Raw genomic sequence first — 20,136 nt, forward strand, 5'->3', positions numbered from 1 at the left:
CTCAGCATGACTCAGACTCACCAAGACACGCCGTTCGAAGGCTTCGAACTGTCGCCGCAACAGGCTCATCTGTGGCGCCTGCAACAAACCCGCCTGGCGCCGTCAGCCCAGCGGGCGACACTGCGCATTCGCAGTGAACAACCGCTGGACGGCGCACGACTGAAGAACAGTTTGCTGGCGCTGATGCAACGCCACGAAATTCTGCGCACCCGTTACCAGCAACTGCCGGGCCTGTCGCTGCCGATGCAGGTGATCGACGATTCGGCCACTGATTGGCAGGCGCTGGGAATTGAACTGCAGGTGGACGCCCAGTCAGCGACGCTGCACCTGCCGGCGTTGCATCTGGACAGCACCAGCCTGGGCTACCTCGGTGAAGAATGGGCGCTGGGCTACTTGCAAGCGGCGCCGCAAGACCCGCCCCTGCAATACGCCGACTACGCGGCCTGGCGCCTGGAGTCGGTAGACGACGCGGGTCGCCAGTTCTGGGAGCAGCAGTTCAACGCAGTGGTCACGGACGTGCCTTTGCCCTGGCAGCGCCAGAACCCGACAACCTCCGGGCTGGTGGAGCCGGGCCGGGTACAACTGCCGCTCGACGACTCAACCCAGCAACGCCTCGATCAGCAAGCGACCCGCCTCGGTGTCAGCAGCGGCACTGTCGTGCTCGCCGCCTGGGTCACCTTGTGGCAACGCTACAGCGAAGCCGAGCGCCTGACGCTCGCCTACGAAAACCAGGCACGCCCGGACGTACTGGGCGATGCCCTCGGGCTGTTTTCCGAACCGTTGCCGCTGACCCTCGACACCGCGCCCGAGCTATCGTTTGCCGCGCTGTGCCAGCAACTGAGCGAGCGTGTCGGCCTGCTCAACGATGCGCGGGACAGCTACCCGAGCCACTTGAGCAATGTGCCGCCATTGTCGGGCGTGGGTTTTCGAGAACTCTCGCTGGCGCCGCACAGTGCCCTGAACGATGCCGGTTGGCAGCTCGAACAGGCCGACAGTGTCAGCGCCGGTAGCGCATTGCTGTTGCAGTATCAGCCGCGCTCGGCCAGTGGTTTGTCGCTACATTTTGATGCCGCGCTTTACATGCCCGCCCATGTCGAGATCCTCGCCGAACAACTGCTGAGCGTGATCGAACACAGTTTGCACGAGCCGTCCGCCAGCCTGAGTCGCCTAGCGACTTGCAGCGCCGCCGAGCAACAACGGGTGACCGGCGTACTGGCCACTGCACCGACCCTGAACCCGGCGCAAGAACGCCTTTATGCAGCCACCTTCGCCCTGCCAAACCTGGCCGCCTGCTTCTCCAGGGGTTCGGCCCCCCATGCCGGACGCCCGGCGGTGACCGGCCCGAGCGGCACCTTGAGCCACGCCGAGCTTGATCAGCGTGTCAGTGCCCTCACCCAACAACTGCTCGCCCAAGACCTGGAACCCGGTACGCGGATCGCGCATTTCCTGCCGCGCGACATCGATGCGGTCGTGGCGCTGGTCGCCATTCTGCGCGCCGGTGCCTGCTACGTACCGATCGATCCGGCCTACCCCACCGAGCGCATCGAACATATTCTGCGCGACAGCCAGGCACGTCTGGTACTGACCCATCACGCTCGCGTGCAAGACCTGCCGGCGGACTGGCAGCCAAGTGCGCTGGCGATTGATCAAGCGATGCCGACAGTGCCGTTACAGGACGAACCGAACATCTCCCGAGACCAACCGGCCTATCTGATCTACACCTCCGGCAGTACCGGTCAGCCCAAGGGCGTGGTCATCAGCCATGCCAACGCTTTGCATTCGCTGGCGGCGCGGCTGGCGGGGTATCCGCAACCGGTGCAACGCTTTCTGCTGTTGTCATCGTTCGCCTTCGACAGCTCCATCGCCGGGCTGTTCTGGAGCCTCGCCCAGGGCGGGTGCCTGCACCTGGCCAGCGAAGCCGAACAAAAAGACCCGCTGCAACTGGCCCGGTTGATCCGCGGCCACGGCGTGTCGCACCTGCTGGCGCTGCCTTCGCTGTACGCGTTGTTGCTGGACGAATTGGGCGACAGCCCGAGCCCGCTGAACACCGCGATTGTCGCCGGTGAAAGCTGCCCGCCAGCGCTGGTCGACAGCCACTATCACCGCCAGCCCGACGCGCAGTTGTACAACGAATACGGACCGACGGAAGCCTCGGTGTGGAGCACCGTCGCGCTTTGCCGGCCGGATCAGCGCACAGCATCCGTACCCATCGGCCGCGCCATTGCCCACACTCGGGTGTATGTGCTCGACAGCGACGGCGCCCCCGTGGCCCGGGGGCTCAAGGGTGAAATCCATATAGCCGGGCCTGGCGTATCCGAAGGTTATCTGGGCCTGCCGCAGATGACCGCCGAGAAATTCATCCAGGCCTGTCATCCCTCTCTCGACGGCCAACGGCTGTACCGCACCGGCGATTTCGCCTGGCAGGATCTGGACGGGCAACTGGTGTTCCTCGGGCGCACCGATTCGCAGATCAAACTGCGCGGTTACCGCATCGAGCTGGGCGAAATCGAAACCGCGCTGTGCAGCGTCAGCGGCGCCAGACTGGCCGTCGTCCTGCTGGACACCATCCAGGCCGAACCGAGCTTGCGTGCCTTCGTTGAATCGGCCTCTGAGCTTCAAGCCAACACCGTGCGTGAGTCCCTGGCGACCCTGTTGCCAGCGCACATGATTCCCGCGGACATCCAATGGCTGGCGCAACTGCCGCGCACCGCCAACGGCAAGATCGATCATCGTGCCTTGCTGGCCCGGGTGCCGAACCGCAGCCTGGCGGCTTACGCGGCGCCCGAAGGTCATGTCGAACAGGTACTCGCGGCGGTGTGGCAAGAACTGCTGGAGGCCAAGGTGATCGGTCGTCACGACGACTTTTTCGCCCTTGGTGGCCATTCGTTGCTGGTGGTGCGCATGACCGCAAGGCTGCGTGCCACGCTGGGCATCGAGGTGCCGGTCAACATCATCTTCCAGCACCCGACGCTGATGGGGCTCGCCGAGCAGATTACCCGGTCGCACGACCACGCGGCTGTCATCACCTTGCAGGCCGGCGAAGCAGGACAGACGCCGTTGTTCTGCCTGCACCAACCTGCGGGGGGAGTTCACCACTATTTACCGATGGTCGCCGGGTTACCGCAGGCGATGCCGGTGTACGGCATTGCGTTGCCCGAGTCGCTGCGCAACCAGGACCTCGTCGCATTGGCCAGCGAATACTTGCCGCTGATCCAGCAGACTCAGACGCAAGGTCCGTATCGCCTGGGCGGTTGGTCCATGGGTGGATTACTCGCACTGGAACTGACTCGACAACTGGAGGCGCTAGGGCAAACGGTTGAGTGGCTGGGCCTGTTCGACAGCACGTTCCACGCCGAGGACGAAACACTGGCGTGGGAGGCGTTGTACTCAGTCGTGCAGCAAGAATTGAGCAGCGACAGTCGCCAGCGACTGGCCACGCTCGACCCGGAGCGTTTGACCCAACTGCGTACAGCCACCGCTGAATTGGGCCGCATGGAGCAATTGCGTTTCGCCTTGCTGCAATGGACGAGCGCCAACGGCCTGGACCTCAATGCACCGCTGGCATACATCGAACAGACCTTGAATGTGATGGCCGACGCACGTCGTTGGGTCAGCGGCTACTCAGTGCCCGCCGTACGCGCCTCCCTGCATCTGTGGTGGGCCGAACAGACTCTTGTCGAGCGCCCGACCCTGCCTGCGCAGTGGGACGCGATCAGCCAGCGAACCTGTCATCATCAGGTCGCTGCCGATCACGACACGATCCTCGAGCAGCCTGTCTTCCATGAACAACTCAACAAGTCGCTGGCCGTGGCCTCGACGGAAGCCGTCGCATGAACCTGATTCTTTATCTCTACCGCCAATCGGCACGCCTGCTGGCACTGGCCTCGATCACCGGCGCACTGGGCGGGCTGGCCGGTGCGGGGCTGGTGATGCTGATCAACCGCGGGCTGGCCAACCCGCAGCAATTGCCGGAACTGGCCCTGGGGTTTTTCGGGCTGTGCGTCGGCATGCTGCTGAGCAAACTCTGCTCGGAACTGTCGCTGCTGCACCTGACCCAAAGCGCGATTTTCCAGATGCGCATCGACCTCTCGCGCAAACTGCTCGCCACCCCGCTCAAACGCCTGCAAGGCATGGGCAAACACCGTTTGCTGGTGATCCTTACCGAAGACGTGCACACCTTTACCGCGGCGTTCGAGTGGGTGCCGCTGTTGTTCGTCAACGCCGTGGTGACGTTGGCGTGCTTCGCCTACCTGGCGTGGTTGTCATGGTCGTTGCTGTTGATTCTGGCATTGTTCCTGCTGGTCGGCCTGATCGCGTTTCACCTGGCCGAACGCGGGCCGTTAAGCCATCTGGAGCGGGTACGCCAACAAAAGGATGTGCTTTATCAGCACTTTCGCAGCCTGATCGAAGGCAGCAAGGAATTGCAGCTGAGCAACGCCCGTGGCGAAGCCTTCGTCGAGCGGGTCATCCGTCCGGGCGCCGATGAGTTTCGCGTGCGGTTCCTGCGCGGCATGGCCGGGTATTCGGTGGTGGCCAACCTCGGCACGCTGCTGTTCTACCTCAACCTTGGCGTGCTGCTGTTTGTCGTACCGTTCTGGCTGCCGCAATCGATTACCGTGCTGACCAGCTTCACCGTGACGTTGCTGTATCTGGTGCGACCGATTTCCGATCTGATGATCGCCCTGCCCTCGCTGCGGCAGGCCAGTATCGCCCTGAATCGCATTCGCCAACTGGACGCCGAACTGAGTGCTGAAGCCCAGGCGGCCGCGCCGGTCGGTAACGTGTTCGCCAGTAAAGGCCCGATGCGCCTGTTGCTCAACGGTGTGTGCCATCGCTATCCCGGCGAACATGAGGATCATCCCTTCATGCTCGGGCCGGTGGACCTGACGCTGGAACAGGGTGAACTGGTGTTTGTGGTCGGCGGTAACGGCAGTGGCAAGACCACGCTTTCCATGCTGCTGCTCGGGCTGTATGCGCCGGAAAGCGGCTGTATGGTGCTCAACGGTGTGGAGGTGGACGACGACAACCGTGAGCAATACCGTCAGCACTTTGCCGCCGTGTTCGCTGACTTCCATCTGTTCGAACATCTGCTGGGCGACGACGGACCGGGCGCAGAACAGCGCACCGCCGAGGCGACGCGCTATGTAAAAGCCTTGGGATTGGGGCACAAGGTCAGCATCGTCGACGATCGTTTTTCCACCGTGGATCTGTCCACGGGTCAACGCAAGCGGCTGGCGCTGGTGTCGGCGTATCTGGACGACAAGCCGTTTTATCTGTTCGACGAATGGGCCGCCGACCAGGACCCGACCTTCAAGCGAGTGTTCTATATGGAGTTGTTGCCGGAGTTAAAAGCCCGGGGCAAAACCGTGATTGTGATCACCCACGACGACGCCTATTTCCAACAAGCCGACCGAGTATTGAAAGTCGAAAATGGCCGCCTCACCCAGGTCGAGGCCCATGCGGCTTATGCCTGATAAGGCTGCGTGATGTCAGCGCCCGGCACCAGCGGACAGTTGTCGCAGTACGGGCGCGCATCACCCAACTGGTGGTGCAGGCAGCATACCTTGCGCATCAGCAACGGCACGCCACTCGGGCCGGGAGCCAGTTGCAGGAAGCCGTACAGTGGATTGCGCGTACCGTCGGCCCAGTGCCGCTCCCGGAACAGATGATCGCGCCACTGTGAAGCTTGCGGCATCTGGAAGTAGTCGAGCGCAACATCGATGGCGGCCGCCACGTTATTCCACAGCAAGCGCTGGGCCACCCGCCCGGCACTGGCCAAGGCCAGGACCAAATGCGCCATATCTTCAACCAGCAGTTGTTGCACGAAGGCCAGCGGGTCACTCAAGGGCACCACTTCGCCTGCTGCAAACAGCTGAGCCACGGGCATGCCTCCTTCCAGCACCACGTGAGGATCACGCACGGTGCAGCGCACATTCTGCGCAGCGGCGGCCAGCGGCAAGGCCAGCGTCACGCAAATCAAATCCATCGACCATTGCGACACCAGCGCGGCACGCGGCGCGGCGGGATAGTAGTGGGCGTACAAACCCAACAGCTCAGTGCAGGTTTGCGGGTCGCGAAACTCAATCAATCCACGACCTTCGACCTGGCTGCTCATTCGGCACGTACTGCGCAAAAAGGCGCCCTCGAAACGAAACAACTGATCGAGCAGGGTTTCGTCGAGCATGCGGGCAGTGGTTTGAAGAGACGTCATGAGGTTTCGTAACTGAGTTTGAGAACTGTTAACCTACCACGTTTTTTGAATTCCGAAGACTCTACACGGCGGGTCATCCCCCGAGTTTGCCAGGCAGGACGCTCTGATGTTCATCCATGATATGAAATTGCTGGCCGCGCCTTACTGGTCGGCTGAAGGCCGCCGTCGCGCCTGGCTGACTCTCACCATGGCCATGCTGGCGGTGGCCGGCATTATTGCGATCCAGGTGCGCTGGAACGAGTGGAGCCTGGGTTTTTACAACTCGTTGCAAAGCCTGGATGCCGCCGCGTTCGGGTATCACGTCGTGGAACTACTGGTGCTGGACGTCGCCTTCATCGCCTGCACCATGGCCAAGTTCCAGGTGCAGCAGCGCTTGCTGATCAACTGGCGAGAAAAACTCACCCAGGCCTTTCTCGCCAAATGGCTCGACAGCCAGCGTTACTACCGCAGCCGCTTTCACAGCGTGACCTACGACAACCCCGACCAGCGCATAGCCGAAGACTGCAAAATCTTCGTCGAGCAGACCCTGGAGCTGGGCCTGAACCTGCTGCAGGCGATCATTCTGGTGGTACTGTTCTGCCTTATCATGTGGCGCATTTCCGGCACGCTGGAGTTCGAAGTCGCCGGGCATGCCGTCGCCATCCCCGGCTACATGTTGTGGCTCGCCTTGATCTACGCCGTGATTGGCAGCGGCATTGCGCACTGGATCGGCAAACCTCTGATCGGGCTCAACTTCCTGCAACAACGCCGTGAGGCGGATTTCCGTTTCGGCCTGACGCGCTTGCGTGAAGACGCCGAAAACGTCGCCCTTTCCCGTGGCCACGGCTGGGAAAGCAAGCAGTTACTGGGGCAGTTGGGACTGCTGCTGAGCAATTACGCCAAGCTGGTTCGCTCGAAAAAACACCTGCTGGGCATTAACGCGGCCTATGAGCGGTTCGCTTTCACCCTCCCCTTGCTGCTGGTGTCGCCGCGCTTCTTCTCGCGGGAGATTCAATTGGGGCAACTGACCCAGATCGCTTCAGCGTTTGGTGAAATACAGGCGTCGCTGTCGTTTCTGATTCGCAGCTACCCGCAGATCGCCGAATGGCGCGCGACCAAGACGCGCTTGTGCAGTTTCTGGCGTGAACTCGAAGCGCTGCCCGCTCCGGTTGACCCCGTCACCGGTCGTACTGCCGGCTTGCGGCTACATGACTTTGCACCGCTGAACGAGCACGGCTTACCGCTGTTCGAACCGCTGACGCTGATATTGGCACCCGGCGAACGGCTGCTGCTGCGCGGTCCTTCGGGCGTGGGCAAGACCACCCTGCTGCGCTCACTGGCCGGATTGTGGCCACGGCACCAGGGCAGTGCCGAACTGGACCGGGAGGGCCTGCTCATTCTGCCTCAAAGGCCTTATCTGCCAAGCGGTTCGCTGCATGAGCTGCTGCATCGAACTGGCGAGGCCAGCGCTGTCGACATCGATGAAACGCGCCTGGAAGAGGTACTCAAACTGGCAGAGTTGCAGCACCTTCCGCTGCACAGCACCGATGACTGGAGCCGACGTCTGAGCCCCGGTGAGCAACAGCGCATGGCCATGGCCCGCGCCTTGCTGATACAGCCACCGTTGCTGTTTCTTGACGAAGCCACTTCGGGGCTGGACGACATTGCAGAACGACGTTTGTACAAGGCGCTGGCGGCCACCGACATTACGGTGGTCAGCATCGGCCATCGTGAAAGCCTCGGTGGCTACCACACCCGTGTGGTCGATGTGGTGCCAGCCGCGTCGCCATCCTTGCCCAAGCCAATCCCGTCCACCACGCTGGAATTCTGAGGGCAAGACGCTGGATAACGTCGAACCGGCTTTAGGGGCTTGCCCCGGTCGGGTCTAAGGCAGTCAACCTGAACGGGCGACTGCCTTTTTTCTTTCAATGTCGCCTTCACCCCGCAGCCAAACCTGTCTTGCAGCGGTTAGCTGTCGCCCCACTTTGATATGTTTATTTTCACACAGTTGATTTGTGAAATATTTTATGTCATTTATAGCCTCGTAAATCATCAGGACAGTCCACCTCGCCAGACCGGACGGCAGCCCCGTATCACCAACGCCCCATCCAAGGAGTCAACAATATGAACAAGACAGAACTTCTAGGTGCTCTGGCACTGTGCGCCGCAAGCTTGCTGGCGCACGCCGACGAGGACAGCCTGCGTATCGGCATCGAAGCCGCCTACCCGCCCTTCTCCTTCAAGACGCCGGAGGGCAATGTCAGTGGTTTCGATTACGACATCGGCAACGCGCTGTGCGCAGAGATGAAGGTCAAATGCGAGTGGGTCATCCAGGAATTCGACGGCATGATCCCGTCGCTCAAAGTGCGCAAGATCGACGCAGTGCTGTCGTCGATGTCGATCACTGAAGACCGTATGAAGTCGGTCGACTTCAGCAAAAAGTACTACCACACGCCGGGCAAGTTCGCGATGAAGAGCGGCAGCGTGATCAACGACCCGCTGGTCGATCTCAAAGGCAAGAAAGTCGGCGTGCAACGCGCCTCGACCTACGACCGTTTCGCCACCGAGCAGCTGGCGCAAGCCGGTGTCGAAGTGGTCCGCTACGGCTCACAAAATGAAGCTTTCCTCGATCTGGCATCAGGTCGCCTGGACGCCACCCTCGCCGACATCGTCAACACCGATGAGAGCTTCATCAAAACCCCCATAGGTAAAGGTTTCGCTCTGGTTGGGCCGGACATCAACGACCCGAAATACTTCGGCAGAGGCGCCGGGATCGCGGTGCGTAAAGGCGACAGTGCGAACGTTGCACGCCTGAGCGCAGCGATTGACGCCATCCGCGCCAATGGCAAGTACCAGCAAGTGATGGCCAAGTACTTCGCCTTCGATATCTACGGCGAATAAGCCGTTATCCGAAACCCTGGCGCCGGCGTTTGCGGGTGCCACTTTTGGCTTGTCTCGCGCGCCTCCCGGCGCTCGCTTGAGGAACTTCATCATGCTTCACGGCTACGGATCGAGCATTCTCGATGGCGCCTGGCTGACCATTAATCTGGCCCTGACTTCCATGACCATGGCGATTGCCCTGGGTCTGATCGGCGCCGCCTTTCGTCTGTCACCGTTCAAATGGCTGGCGGTGCTGGGCGAAGGCTATACCACCCTGATTCGCGGTATTCCCGACCTGGTGTTGATCCTGCTGATTTTCTACGGCGGCCAGGATCTGGTGAACCGCGTTGCCCTCGCGCTCGGTTACACCCGCTACATCGACATCAACCCCTTTATCGCCGGCGTCTGCACCATGGGCTTCATTTTCGGTGCCTATCTCTCGGAAACCTTTCGCGGCGCCTTTATGGCGATCCCCAAAGGCCAGGGCGAGGCCGGCGTGGCTTATGGCATGAGCGGCGCTCAGGTGTTCTGGCGGATTCTGGTGCCGCAGATGATTCGTTTCGCCATTCCGGGGTTCACCAACAACTGGTTGGTGCTGACCAAATCCACCGCGCTGATCTCGGTGATCGGGTTGCAGGACATGATGTTCAAAGCCAAAAACGCAGCGGACGCCACCCATGAGCCGTTCACGTTTTTCCTCGCGGTGGCCGCGCTCTACCTGATGCTGACCAGCGTGTCATTGCTGGTGCTGCGCTATCTGGAAAACCACTACTCGGTCGGCGTCAAAGCCGCCGAACTGTGACGGGGAGCACAGCCATGATTCTCGACTACAACCTGATCTGGGAAAACCTGCCGCTGTACCTCAATGGCGCCTTGTTGACCCTCAAAGTTCTGCTGATTTCCCTGGCCGTTGGCCTGGTGCTGGCGATTCCTTTAGCGCTGATGCGCGTCTCCCGATCGCCGTTGATCAGCTTCCCGGCCTGGCTCTACACCTATGTGATTCGCGGCACCCCGATGCTGGTGCAATTGTTCCTGATCTATTACGGCTTGGCGCAGTTCGAAGCGGTACGCCAAAGCGTGCTCTGGCCTTACCTGTCCAGCGCAACCTTTTGTGCCTGCCTGGCCTTCGCGATCAATACCAGTGCCTATAGCGCGGAACTGCTGGCCGGCAGTTTGAAGGCCACGGCCCACGGCGAGATCGAAGCCGCCAAGGCCATGGGCATGTCGCGCTTTACCTTGTACCGCCGCGTGCTCCTGCCGTCCGCCTTGCGCCGGGCACTGCCGCAATACAGCAACGAAGTGCTGATGATGCTGCAAACCACCAGCCTGGCGTCGATCGTCACCCTGGTCGACATCACCGGAGCCGCTCGTACGGTCAGTTCGCGGTTCTATCTGCCATTCGAGGCGTTCATCACCGCTGGCCTTATCTACCTGGCCCTGACCTTCATCCTGGTTCGTCTGTTCAAGCTGGCCGAGCGCCGCTGGCTGGCGTATCTGGCACCGCGCAAGCACTAAGGAGCTGTTATGGAGCACATTGAATACCTGTTGCCGTGGGGTGCCTCGGGCACAGAACGACGGCTGTCGCTGTTTCGTTTTGGCAGCGGGCCACGCAAGGCCTACATCCAGGCCTCCCTGCATGCCGACGAGTTGCCGGGGATGCGCGTGGCGGTTGAACTTAAGCAGCGTCTGCGCGTGCTGGAAGAACAAGGTCGCCTGAATGGGGTCGTCGAGTTGGTGCCGATGGCCAACCCGATTGGCATCGCCCAGATGTTCCAGGCCACCCATCAAGGCCGTTTTGAGTTCTCCAGCGGGAAGAACTTCAATCGTGATTTTCCAGAGCTGGCCGAAGCTGTGGCGGCGCTGGTGAAAGGTCAACTGGGCACCCACGCCGACGTCAACACCGGGTTGATCCGCCGCGCCATGGCCGATGTTCTCGCCGACATGCCACCGCCGACCTCGGAACTCGATGGCCTGCGCCGCCTGTTGCTTTCACATGCCTGTGACGCCGATGTGGTGCTGGACCTGCACTGCGATTTCGAGTCGATCATGCTGCTTTACGCCATGCCGCAACACTGGCCGCGCCTGCGCTCATTGGCCGCTCGACTGGGTGCCGGCGCCGCATTGCTGGCCGAGGATGCGGGCGGCAGTGCCTTTGATGAAGCCTGCGCGATTCCCTGGTTGCGTCTGGCCGAACTCTTTCCTGAAGCCGATATTTCTTTGGCCTGTGTGGCGACCACCATTGAACTGCGCGGCATGGCCGATACCGAACGCGAGTCCTGCATCGACAGCGCGCAGGCCATTCTCGGCTATCTCGCCGAGCAAGGCCTGATCAGCGGTGACTGGCCGGCCGCGCCACCGACCGAGTGTGAAGCGACACCCTTCGCCGGCGCGCAGTACGCCTACGCACCGCACCCGGGTGTGGTGAGTTTTCTGCAACCGCTGGGTGCCCGGGTCAGGGTCGGCGACCCGCTGTTCGAAGTGATTGATCCGCTGACCGATCGCCACAGCATCGTGCGCGCCAGCACCGACGGCATCCTCTATGCCCGTGAACGTCTGCGCTTTGCCCAGCCCGGTTTGTGGCTGGCCAAAGTGGCCGGTACTCGCCCTATTCGCCAAGGCCGCTTGCTCAGCGACTGATTCCAGAGAGTTGAAACCATGTACAAACTTGAAATTCAGGATCTTCACAAAAGCTACGGCACCCACGAAGTGCTCAAGGGCGTGTCCCTGGAGGCGAAGGCCGGTGACGTGATCAGCATCATCGGCTCCAGCGGTTCCGGCAAAAGCACCTTCCTGCGTTGCATCAACCTGCTGGAGCAGCCCAACGCCGGCAGCATCGTGCTCAATGGCGAACAGCTCAAGCTGGTGACCAACAAACTCGGCGGGCTCAAGGCTGCCGAGCCCAAACAACTACAACGCATGCGTTCGCGACTGTCGATGGTGTTTCAGCATTTCAACCTCTGGTCGCACATGAGCGCCCTTGAAAACGTCATGGAGGCCCCAGTGCATGTGCTGGGAATGAACAAGAAACAGGCGCGGGAAAAGGCCGAGCATTACCTGAACAAAGTCGGCGTGGCGCACCGCATGGACGCCTGGCCGGCACATATGTCGGGTGGTGAGCAGCAGCGGGTAGCGATTGCCCGGGCGCTGGCCATGGAGCCGGAAGTGATGCTATTCGATGAACCAACCTCAGCCCTCGACCCCGAGCTGGTCGGCGAGGTGCTGAAAGTCATGCAGGACCTCGCACTCGAAGGCCGCACCATGGTGGTCGTGACCCACGAAATGGGCTTTGCCCGCGAGGTCTCGAACCAGCTGGTGTTCCTGCACAAGGGCCTGGTCGAGGAGCGCGGCAATCCGCGTGAAGTGCTGGTCAATCCACAGTCCGAGCGGCTTCGGCAGTTTCTGGCCGGCAGCTTGAAATAACCACCGGCTCGCTCGCCGCTCCCTGGCTTGGCGATGCACAACGAGGTTTGGCATGCGATACACTCCAGCCAACCTCGAACCAAGCCTTCTCCAACCCTTCAGGAACTGTAGAGCCGGACATGCCGACCCCTTCGAAAGACACCACGGTCTATGCCGCGCCGGTGATGCGTAAACTGGCGGAAATCGTTTCCGATCTACAGCCTTCACTGCGCAAGGTGGCGGATTTTATCCTGCGTCACCCGCTAAGGGCCGCGACGCTGACCATCGAAGAAATGGCCCATGAAACCTCCACCTCGCCGGCCGCGGTCAATCGTCTGGCCAAGGCGCTGAACCTGGGTGGCTACACCGGCATGAAGGCCGAGCTGGTCGCGACGTTGCAGCAGATGGTGTCGCCGGTCGACAAACTGCGCAACGAACTGGCGCATCGTCCCGGCGGTGCATTTGGCCTGCATGAGCAAATCCAGAGCGCCACCAGCAACCTCGCCACGGCAGCCACCAACAACCACGCCGACACCTTTGAAGCGTTCGTCACCCGCCTGATCGAAGCGCGCAAAATTTACATCCTGGGCTTTGGCAACAGCGTCTACTTCGCAGGCCTCGCCGCCTCGACCCTGATGCCCTTCTGTGCAGACGCCACCGCCATCAGCATGGAGGGCGGCAACGAAAACGCCGCTTACCGCCTGGCCGCCATCACCGATCAGGATGTGTTGCTGGCGATCTCCCTGCCGCGCTATTCCCTCGATACCCTGCAACTCGCACGCTTCGCCAATGAACGCGGCGCCTCGGTGCTGGCGATCACCGACTCACCCGCATCGCCGCTCACCAGCATTGCCGAACACGTGCTGTTTGCCCCCGCCGACCATCCGGTAATGACCAGCTCCAACATCGCCGTGCTCGCCTTGATCGAAGGATTGGTGGCGGGTGTGATGGCGCGCAATAAAGAAGCGGTCAAGCTGGCGACCGAGCTGACCGAGAGCGTGATGTCTTACTTGCACATCCCCGCCAGCAGTAAATCGTCGAAGAAGTGATATCTGACGAGGGCTTGCCCCATGGGCAATCTGGAAACCCAAAACCGCCTGGCTTTCGTGGACCGAGCGGTCTTGGGGCTGTCTTGCGACAACTCGTTCAGGACTGTGCCTCAACCTCCCGGGCACAACCATTGCGCAACTCTGACGCCAACGTCTGTTCGTCCAGCGCCCCTTCCCACTTGGCGATGAACAGCGTGGCGACACCGTTGCCGATGACGTTGATCAACGCCCCGCCCTCGGAAATAAACCGGTAGACCCCAAGCACCAACACCAACCCGGCCGCCGGAATCACATCCAGGCTGCCAAGGGTGGCCGCGAGGGTAATGAACGCACCGCCGGTGACACTGGCCGCGCCCTTGGAGGTCAGCAACAGAATCAACAACAAGGTGACCTGGTGCCACAGGTCGAGGGGGATATCCAGCGCCTGGGCGATGAAAATCGCCAGCACCGTCATGTTGATGCAGCTGCCATCGAGGTTGAAACAGTATCCCGAAGGCACCACCAGCCCCACCACCGACTTCTCGCACCCCAGGCGCTCGAGCTTGCCCATCAACCGAGGCAAGGCCGACTCCGAAGATGAGGTGCCCAACACCAGAAACAGCTCATCGCGGATGTACTTGAGAAACTGCCACAGGCTGAAACCGGCCAGGCGCGCGACCAGGTTGAGAATCACGAACACAAAAAACAGCGCCGTCACGTAATAGCAGATCAGCAAGTTGCCATACGCCCCCAGGGAGCCGACACCGTACTTGCCGATCGTAAAGGCCATGCCGCCGAAGGCCCCCAGCGGCGAGACATACATCACGATCTTGACCATGCGGAAGAACGCCTGGGCTACCAGATCGATCAGGCTCAGCAACGGCTTGCCGGCAGCACCGAGCATCTGCAAGGCGAAGGCAAACAGAATGGAAATGAACAACACCTGGAGAATATCGCCCTCAGCAAAGGCACCGAACACGGTACTGGGCACGATATGGGTGAGAAAGCCCACCACACTCTGTTCATGGGCCAACTTGCTGTAGCTGTCGATGGCATGGCCGTCGAGGGTCGCCGGGTTGATGTGCATGCCCGTACCAGGCTGCATCAGGTTGACCCCGATCAGCCCGATCACCAGCGCCAGGGTGGTCAGCACTTCGAAGTACAGCAACGACTTGAAGCCAACCCGGCCGATGCGCTTGAGGCTCTGCATGCTGGCAATGCCACTGACCACGGTGCAGAAGATGATCGGCGCAATCAGCATCTTGATCAGCTTGATGAACGTATCGCCCAGGGGCTTCATTTCTTCGCCGAGACTGGGATAGAAATGACCGAAGATGATGCCCAGCACAATCGCCAGCAGCACCTGCACATACAGGTGGCGGAACACTCGGCGCAGGCGTGAATGGCTCGGCTTTTTTTCGGCAATCGAGGGTGTAATTGTTGTTGTCATGATGGCTTCCTCGCAGGCGTGATGCATTTCCCCAGGTAGCCGACCGCCACATCGGTGCACGACCGATCGCCTGGGAAAGAGTGTTCGGGGGAATGATTACTTCTGGATGTACTCGGAAATCTCGATCAGGTTGAGATCGGGATCGCGCAGGTACACCGAGCGAATGGGCCCCCGGGCCCCGGTTCGGGTCACCGGACCTTCCACCAGCGGCCAGTTCACCGTTTTGAGGTGGGCGATGACTTCGTCCAGTGGCGCGCTGGCGATAAAGCACAGGTCCAGGGCCCCTGGCACGGGCACGTGGGCCTTGGGTTCGATTTCATGACCGCGCACGTGCATGTTGATTTTCTGGTTGCCGAACGTGAAAGCCACCCGGCCCTCGCCGAATTTCTCCAGGTGCATGCCCATCACCTCGGTGTAGAAATGAATGGTCGCTTGCGGGTCGGTGGCAGTCAGGACGATGTGGTCGACGTGATCGATCATCCCAACCACCGGAGCACCTGGCGGCACGATGGCGGTCGCCACGGCAGGCGTTACCTGCAGCAATGCGCCCAGGGACAGCGCGGCAATGAACAACGAGACAAACTGACGGACCGGTGTGATTGTTATTGTTTTCATGAGTGGACCTTCTTGTTGGGTGGTGGAGCCTTCACGACACGAGGTTGATCAGGTTCCCCGAGTGGTAGCCCTGCAGGTTGCCAAGGATGCCGTCGGCCAGCCGTTGCAGGCTGCTCTGGCTGGCCCAGGCCACGTGGGGCGTGACGATCAGGTTGGCGTGGCGGCTATTGAGCAAAAGGTGGTCGGCCGGTGGTGGCTCCTGGCAAAGCACATCGAGGGCCGCGCCACCGAGGCGGCCGCTGTCCAGCGCATCGAGCACCGCCGCTTCGTCCACCAGCGGTCCGCGAGCGGTATTGATCAGCAACGCGCCGGGTTTCATCTGCGCCAGTTCCAGGGCCCCGATCAGGTGTCGGGTACGCTCGGTCAGAGGACAGTGCAATGAGATCACGTCGCTTTGCGCCAGCACCGTTTCAAAGGACTGATACCCCTTGCGCACCGGGACCACGCCACGGTGTTCGGCAAACAACAACTGCATGCCCAGCGCACTCGCCAGACGCGCCGTAGCCAAACCGATTCCGCCCCGCCCGACGATGCCCAACACACTGCCCTGAACATCGCGGATCGGCGCGCGATGGACGCAGAAATGCCGCGAGTCCGACCAGTCCCGCAGCGCAGCAGACTGGTAAGCGAACAGCTGTCGACGCAGGGCGAAGATTGACGCGATCACCGACTCGGCGACGCTTTGTGCCGAGTAGGCCGGGACGTTACACACCGTCACGGCAAAATCACGGCAGGCCGCCAGATCAATACAGTCGTAACCGGTGGCCGCGACGCAGACGAAGCGCAGGTTCGGCAGTTGCTCAAGTTCGGCCCGGCCGATGCGCACCTTGTTGGTGATCACCGCATCGGCCCCCAGTGCAGCGTCCACCACCTGGTCCGGCGCCGTGTCGGGGCGGTCCTGCCAGTCGGTGACCCAGGCCGGGCGAGCAATGCTTACGGGCAGGCTATCGCTATCAAGAAATACCACTTTCATGCTGCACGCTCCGGCTGGACGGGTTCGGAAATCTCGATCAGGTTCAGGTCCGGATCACGCACATACACCGAACGTATCGGCCCGGTGGCACCGGTACGTAACACCGGGCCTTCGATGATGGGCCAGTCGACACGGGCCAGGTGCGCAATCACTTGGTCCAGTGGGATCGAGGCGATAAAACACAGGTCCAGCGCTCCCGGCACCGGCAAATGCGCCTTGGGCTCGAACTCGTGGCCACGCACGTGCAGGTTGATTTTCTGCTGGCCGAAAGCGAACGCCTTGCGCCCACCAGCAAAGGTTTGCACCTGCATGCCCATGACCCGCACGTAAAAATCCTCGGCAGCCACGGGGTCGATGGTGGTCAGCACTAGATGGTCGAGATGATCGATCATGAGTGCAGCTCCTGGGCTCGGGCCGACGGCACCTGTTTTTCCAGGCTGGCGACATGGGCGGGTATCGGGTGCAAGTCCAAGCGTTTGCCGGCCTTGAGGATCTGGCTGGGAATGTCGTGGCCGACCAAACCCGGCAACTGCGCGGCAACTGCCAGCACCCGGTCCAGATCAACCCCGGTGTTGAAGCCCATCAACTGCAGCATGTGCAACAGGTCTTCGGTGCACACATTGCCGCTGGCCCCCGGCGCATAAGGGCAACCGCCCAGGCCGCCAAGGGACGAGTCGAAACGATCGACCCCGGCCTCGATGGCCGCCAGCGCATTGGCCAGGCCCATGCCACGGGTATTGTGAAAATGCAGGGTCAGCTGCAGCGCCGGAAAACGCTCACGGACGGCCCGGGACAGCATCTCGACCTGACTCGGGTACGCCATGCCGGTGGTGTCACACAAGGTCACGCCGCGAGCTCCCAGCTCGGCGAAACGCTCGACCCAATGCAGCACCTCCCCCACCGGTACATCGCCCTGCATCGGGCAGCCGAACACGGTCGACAACGACACGTTGATCGCCACCGGCCCCTGACCGATCACGCTGACCACTTCGCTGAGCTGGGCAAACGACTGCTCGCGGCTCATGCGCAGATTGGAACGGTTGTGCGGCTCGCTGACCGACATCACCAGGTTGGCTTCATCGATGTTGCACGCCAGGGCTCGTTCGGCCCCTCGCACATTGGGCACCAGCACGGTGTATTCCACCGCCGGGTTGCGGCGGATCCCCTGCATCACTGCCTCGGCGTCGCGCAGCGCGGTAATGGCCTTGGGCGATGTGAACGAGGTGACCTCGATCTTGGCGAAACCGCACTGACTGAGCGCATCGATCATGGCGATCTTGTCGACGGTTTCGATAAAGCGCGCTTCATTCTGAAAGCCATCACGGGTGGCGACTTCCTGCAAGAAAAGACGTTGCATGTTGATTCTCCGGTTCAAATGATGCCGCGCTGGCGCCAGTCGGCTTGCTGCGCAGCGTCGATGCCAAGCTCGCCAAGAATCTCGGCGGTATGCTGACCAAGGGTCGGCGCCGAGCGAGTCACACTGCCAGGCGTGGTACCCAGCTTGGGGACGATGCCGGGCAAGGTCACCGGCGTGCCGTCGTCCAGCTGGCTGTCGAGCAGCATGTCGCGCGCCCGGTAATGCGGGTCCTGGGCAATGTCGGCAGCGTTGTAAATCCGGCCGGCCGGGATGCGCGCCTCGGTCAGGATCGACAAGACTTCGTCGAGGCTGAGCCGCGCGGTCCATTCGGAGATGGCGGCATCGATGCGCTCAACCTGCAACACTCGGCCGTGGTTCTGCGCGAGCGCTGGATCAGCCCCCAGATCACGGCGACCAATCACCTCCATCAGGCGCTGATAGATGCTGTCGCCATTGCCGGCTATCAAGGCAAAACCACCGTCACGGCAGCGATAGGCATTGGTCGGCGCGATACCCGGCAAACTGCTGCCGGCAGGCTCGCGAACGGCATTGAACACCGAGTACTCGGGCAACAGGCTTTCCATCATGTTGAACACCGACTCGTACAGCGCCACGTCGATCTGTTGGCCGTCACCGCCGTTCTGCTCGCGATGACGCAGGGCAAGCAGAATCCCGATCACCCCGTGCAAGGCCGACAACGAGTCGCCGATGGAAACGCCAACCCTGACCGGCGTGCGCCCGGGCTCTCCGGAAAGATGCCGCAGCCCGCCCATCGCTTCACCAATCACGCCAAATCCAGGGCGGTCACGGTATGGCCCGGTCTGGCCGTAACCCGAGACCCGGAGCATGATCAGTTTTGGATTCAGGGCGTGCAGCGTGTCCCAACCCAGGCCCCAGCTTTCCAGAGTCCCTGGGCGAAAGTTCTCTATCAGTACATCCGCGTCGGCCAGCAACTGGCGCACCACTTGTTGGGCTTCAGCCTGGCGCAAATCAAGGGTCAGCGAGCGTTTGTTGCGCGATTGCGCGGCCCACCAGACGGAAGTACCGTCATGCAGCAAGCGCCATTTGCGCAATGGGTCACCGGTGACCGGAGGCTCGATCTTGATCACGTCGGCGCCAAATTCACCGAGCATTTTCGCCGCAAATGGCCCGGCAATCAGTTGACCGAGCTCCACGACCTTGACACCTTGCAGAGGTAACCTCATGACGTTTCCCGTTCTTGTTGAGTGCTTGTGGCATGGATAATCGACACAAACCGGGCAGATGAAAATTTCAAATTTCGCCACTACTCTTTCCAGAATGGAAAACCTTGGATCCTCTTGATGATCAATCCCCTGCATTTCGATCTGCTGTCGTTGCGCCTGCTGATCTTCGCCGCCGAATCCGGCAACCTGACCCGTGCCGCCGAAAAGGCCAACATGACGGTCTCGGCGGCCAGCAAACGGTTAGCCGAGCTGGAGCGAACCACCCAGTGCCCACTGTTCGTGCGCCTGCCAAGGGGGCTCGAACTGACCGCCGCGGGACAAGGGATCGTTGAACATGCCAGAACGATTCTGGAAGGCGTGAACCGGATGGCATGCGACGCCAGCGATTACGCGGTCGGGGTGCGCGGGCATGTGCGGTTGTTCGCCAACACTTCCGCCGTCGTCCAGTTTCTGCCGGACGACCTCGCGTCTTTCCTGCGCGCCAACCCGAACGTGCGTATTGGGCTGGAAGAAGCACTCAGCGAACCGATTATTCAAGCCGTGGAAAACGGGCGCGCCGACATCGGCATTTTTGCCGACAACGTACCGGCCGAGGGCATGTACAAACTGCCCTATCGTGACGACCGACTCGTGCTCCTGGTGCCGGTCGGCCATGAACTGGCGAATGAGCGCAGCGTGTCCTTTGCCGACACGCTTGGCTTCGATTATGTCGCGCTCAACCAAGGCAGCTCGTTGCTGCGCAGAATCACTGATGCTGCCGTGAGTGCGGGCAAGATCCTCAAGGTACGGATCCAGGTCAGCAGCTTCGACGGCATCTGTCGCATGATCGAAGCAGGCTTGGGCATCGGGATTTTACCGTTGTCATCCGTGCGTGCCGAATTGCTCGGCAGCCGTCTGATTGCTGTCGACCTGAGCGATGACTGGGCGCACCGCACCTTGTTCGTGGGGGTTGCGAGTCAGGCGCAACTGACCCCGGAAGCGGCCAAGTTGTTCGAGTATCTGAGCAGCGTGCATGGCTGACCTTGTCGCAGGGTCGGCA

Annotated in this window: 17 protein-coding genes; 10 read left to right on the forward strand and 7 right to left on the reverse strand. The window is 61.4% G+C overall.

All coding sequences use genetic code 11. The features are described from left to right. Positions 1 to 6 precede the first annotated feature (6 nt). Positions 7 to 3,834: a non-ribosomal peptide synthetase gene (locus tag ACCC96_RS10615; protein WP_413695772.1), complete on the forward strand. Its 3,828-nt coding sequence runs from the start codon at positions 7 to 9 to the stop codon at positions 3,832 to 3,834. Continuing rightward, positions 3,831 to 5,474, forward strand: coding sequence for a cyclic peptide export ABC transporter (locus tag ACCC96_RS10620; protein ID WP_413695773.1), 1,644 nt, complete (start codon positions 3,831 to 3,833; stop codon positions 5,472 to 5,474). Before ACCC96_RS10615 ends, ACCC96_RS10620 begins: the two co-directional genes overlap by 4 nt. Here ACCC96_RS10620 and fhuF read toward each other — a convergent pair. Continuing rightward, positions 5,465 to 6,211: a siderophore-iron reductase FhuF gene (gene fhuF, locus ACCC96_RS10625; RefSeq protein WP_413695774.1), complete on the reverse strand. Its 747-nt coding sequence runs from the start codon at positions 6,209 to 6,211 to the stop codon at positions 5,465 to 5,467. The two genes, ACCC96_RS10620 and fhuF, sit on opposite strands and share 10 nt — an antisense overlap. Positions 6,212 to 6,317: 106 nt before the next feature. On the opposite strand from fhuF, the gene ACCC96_RS10630 reads away from it, so the two are divergent. From ACCC96_RS10630 to ACCC96_RS10660, 7 genes are all read left to right on the forward strand, one after another. Beyond that, positions 6,318 to 8,021: an ABC transporter ATP-binding protein/permease gene (locus ACCC96_RS10630; protein WP_413695775.1), complete on the forward strand. Its 1,704-nt coding sequence runs from the start codon at positions 6,318 to 6,320 to the stop codon at positions 8,019 to 8,021. Between the two features lie 293 nt (positions 8,022 to 8,314). Then, positions 8,315 to 9,091, forward strand: a complete 777-nt coding sequence (locus ACCC96_RS10635) for an ABC transporter substrate-binding protein (RefSeq protein ID WP_019581928.1) — start codon at positions 8,315 to 8,317, stop codon at positions 9,089 to 9,091. 91 nt (positions 9,092 to 9,182) lie between these two features. Then, a complete protein-coding gene (locus ACCC96_RS10640; RefSeq protein ID WP_413695776.1) occupies positions 9,183 to 9,872 on the forward strand; it encodes an ABC transporter permease in 690 nt (229 codons plus the stop codon). A 14-nt stretch (positions 9,873 to 9,886) separates the two neighbouring features. Then, on the forward strand, positions 9,887 to 10,585 hold the full coding sequence (locus ACCC96_RS10645) for an ABC transporter permease (protein WP_018928327.1): 699 nt from the start codon (positions 9,887 to 9,889) through the stop codon (positions 10,583 to 10,585). A gap of 9 nt (positions 10,586 to 10,594) precedes the next feature. After that, positions 10,595 to 11,707: a succinylglutamate desuccinylase/aspartoacylase family protein gene (locus ACCC96_RS10650; protein ID WP_413695777.1), complete on the forward strand. Its 1,113-nt coding sequence runs from the start codon at positions 10,595 to 10,597 to the stop codon at positions 11,705 to 11,707. Between the two features lie 18 nt (positions 11,708 to 11,725). After that, positions 11,726 to 12,490, forward strand: a complete 765-nt coding sequence (locus tag ACCC96_RS10655) for an ABC transporter ATP-binding protein (RefSeq protein ID WP_413695778.1) — start codon at positions 11,726 to 11,728, stop codon at positions 12,488 to 12,490. A 119-nt stretch (positions 12,491 to 12,609) separates the two neighbouring features. Continuing rightward, the gene (locus ACCC96_RS10660; RefSeq protein ID WP_007940239.1) at positions 12,610 to 13,518 is read left to right on the forward strand and encodes a MurR/RpiR family transcriptional regulator; all 909 of its coding nucleotides are present in this window, start codon (positions 12,610 to 12,612) and stop codon (positions 13,516 to 13,518) included. Between the two features lie 97 nt (positions 13,519 to 13,615). Here the strand turns inward: ACCC96_RS10660 and ACCC96_RS10665 are convergent, their stop codons facing one another. The 6 genes from ACCC96_RS10665 to ACCC96_RS10690 form a co-directional block, all read right to left on the reverse strand. Continuing rightward, positions 13,616 to 14,947: a dicarboxylate/amino acid:cation symporter gene (locus ACCC96_RS10665; RefSeq protein ID WP_413695779.1), complete on the reverse strand. Its 1,332-nt coding sequence runs from the start codon at positions 14,945 to 14,947 to the stop codon at positions 13,616 to 13,618. 96 nt (positions 14,948 to 15,043) lie between these two features. Next, positions 15,044 to 15,427 carry a VOC family protein gene (locus ACCC96_RS10670; RefSeq protein ID WP_026345858.1) on the reverse strand — a complete coding sequence of 128 codons (384 nt, stop codon included), beginning with the start codon at positions 15,425 to 15,427 and terminating at the stop codon, positions 15,044 to 15,046. 166 nt (positions 15,428 to 15,593) lie between these two features. After that, the gene (locus ACCC96_RS10675; protein WP_413695780.1) at positions 15,594 to 16,535 is read right to left on the reverse strand and encodes a D-2-hydroxyacid dehydrogenase; all 942 of its coding nucleotides are present in this window, start codon (positions 16,533 to 16,535) and stop codon (positions 15,594 to 15,596) included. After that, positions 16,532 to 16,927 (reverse strand): VOC family protein, encoded by a 396-nt coding sequence (locus ACCC96_RS10680; protein ID WP_007995886.1) that lies wholly within the window; start codon positions 16,925 to 16,927, stop codon positions 16,532 to 16,534. Before ACCC96_RS10680 ends, ACCC96_RS10675 begins: the two co-directional genes overlap by 4 nt. Next, complete coding sequence (locus tag ACCC96_RS10685) at positions 16,924 to 17,892, reverse strand: hydroxymethylglutaryl-CoA lyase (RefSeq protein ID WP_413695781.1); 969 nt, start codon at positions 17,890 to 17,892, stop codon at positions 16,924 to 16,926. The genes ACCC96_RS10680 and ACCC96_RS10685 overlap by 4 nt, the downstream gene beginning before the upstream one ends. 14 nt (positions 17,893 to 17,906) lie before the next feature. Then, entirely contained in the window at positions 17,907 to 19,097 is a 1,191-nt protein-coding gene (locus ACCC96_RS10690; protein WP_413695782.1) for a CaiB/BaiF CoA transferase family protein, read from the reverse strand. Between the two features lie 117 nt (positions 19,098 to 19,214). Between ACCC96_RS10690 and ACCC96_RS10695 the strand changes: the two genes are divergently transcribed. Continuing rightward, complete coding sequence (locus tag ACCC96_RS10695) at positions 19,215 to 20,117, forward strand: LysR family transcriptional regulator (protein ID WP_413695783.1); 903 nt, start codon at positions 19,215 to 19,217, stop codon at positions 20,115 to 20,117. The last annotated feature ends 19 nt before the right edge of the window (positions 20,118 to 20,136 follow it).

Source organism: Pseudomonas sp. Pseusp11 (genome assembly GCF_047304405.1).
Taxonomy (GTDB): Bacteria; Pseudomonadota; Gammaproteobacteria; order Pseudomonadales; family Pseudomonadaceae; genus Aquipseudomonas.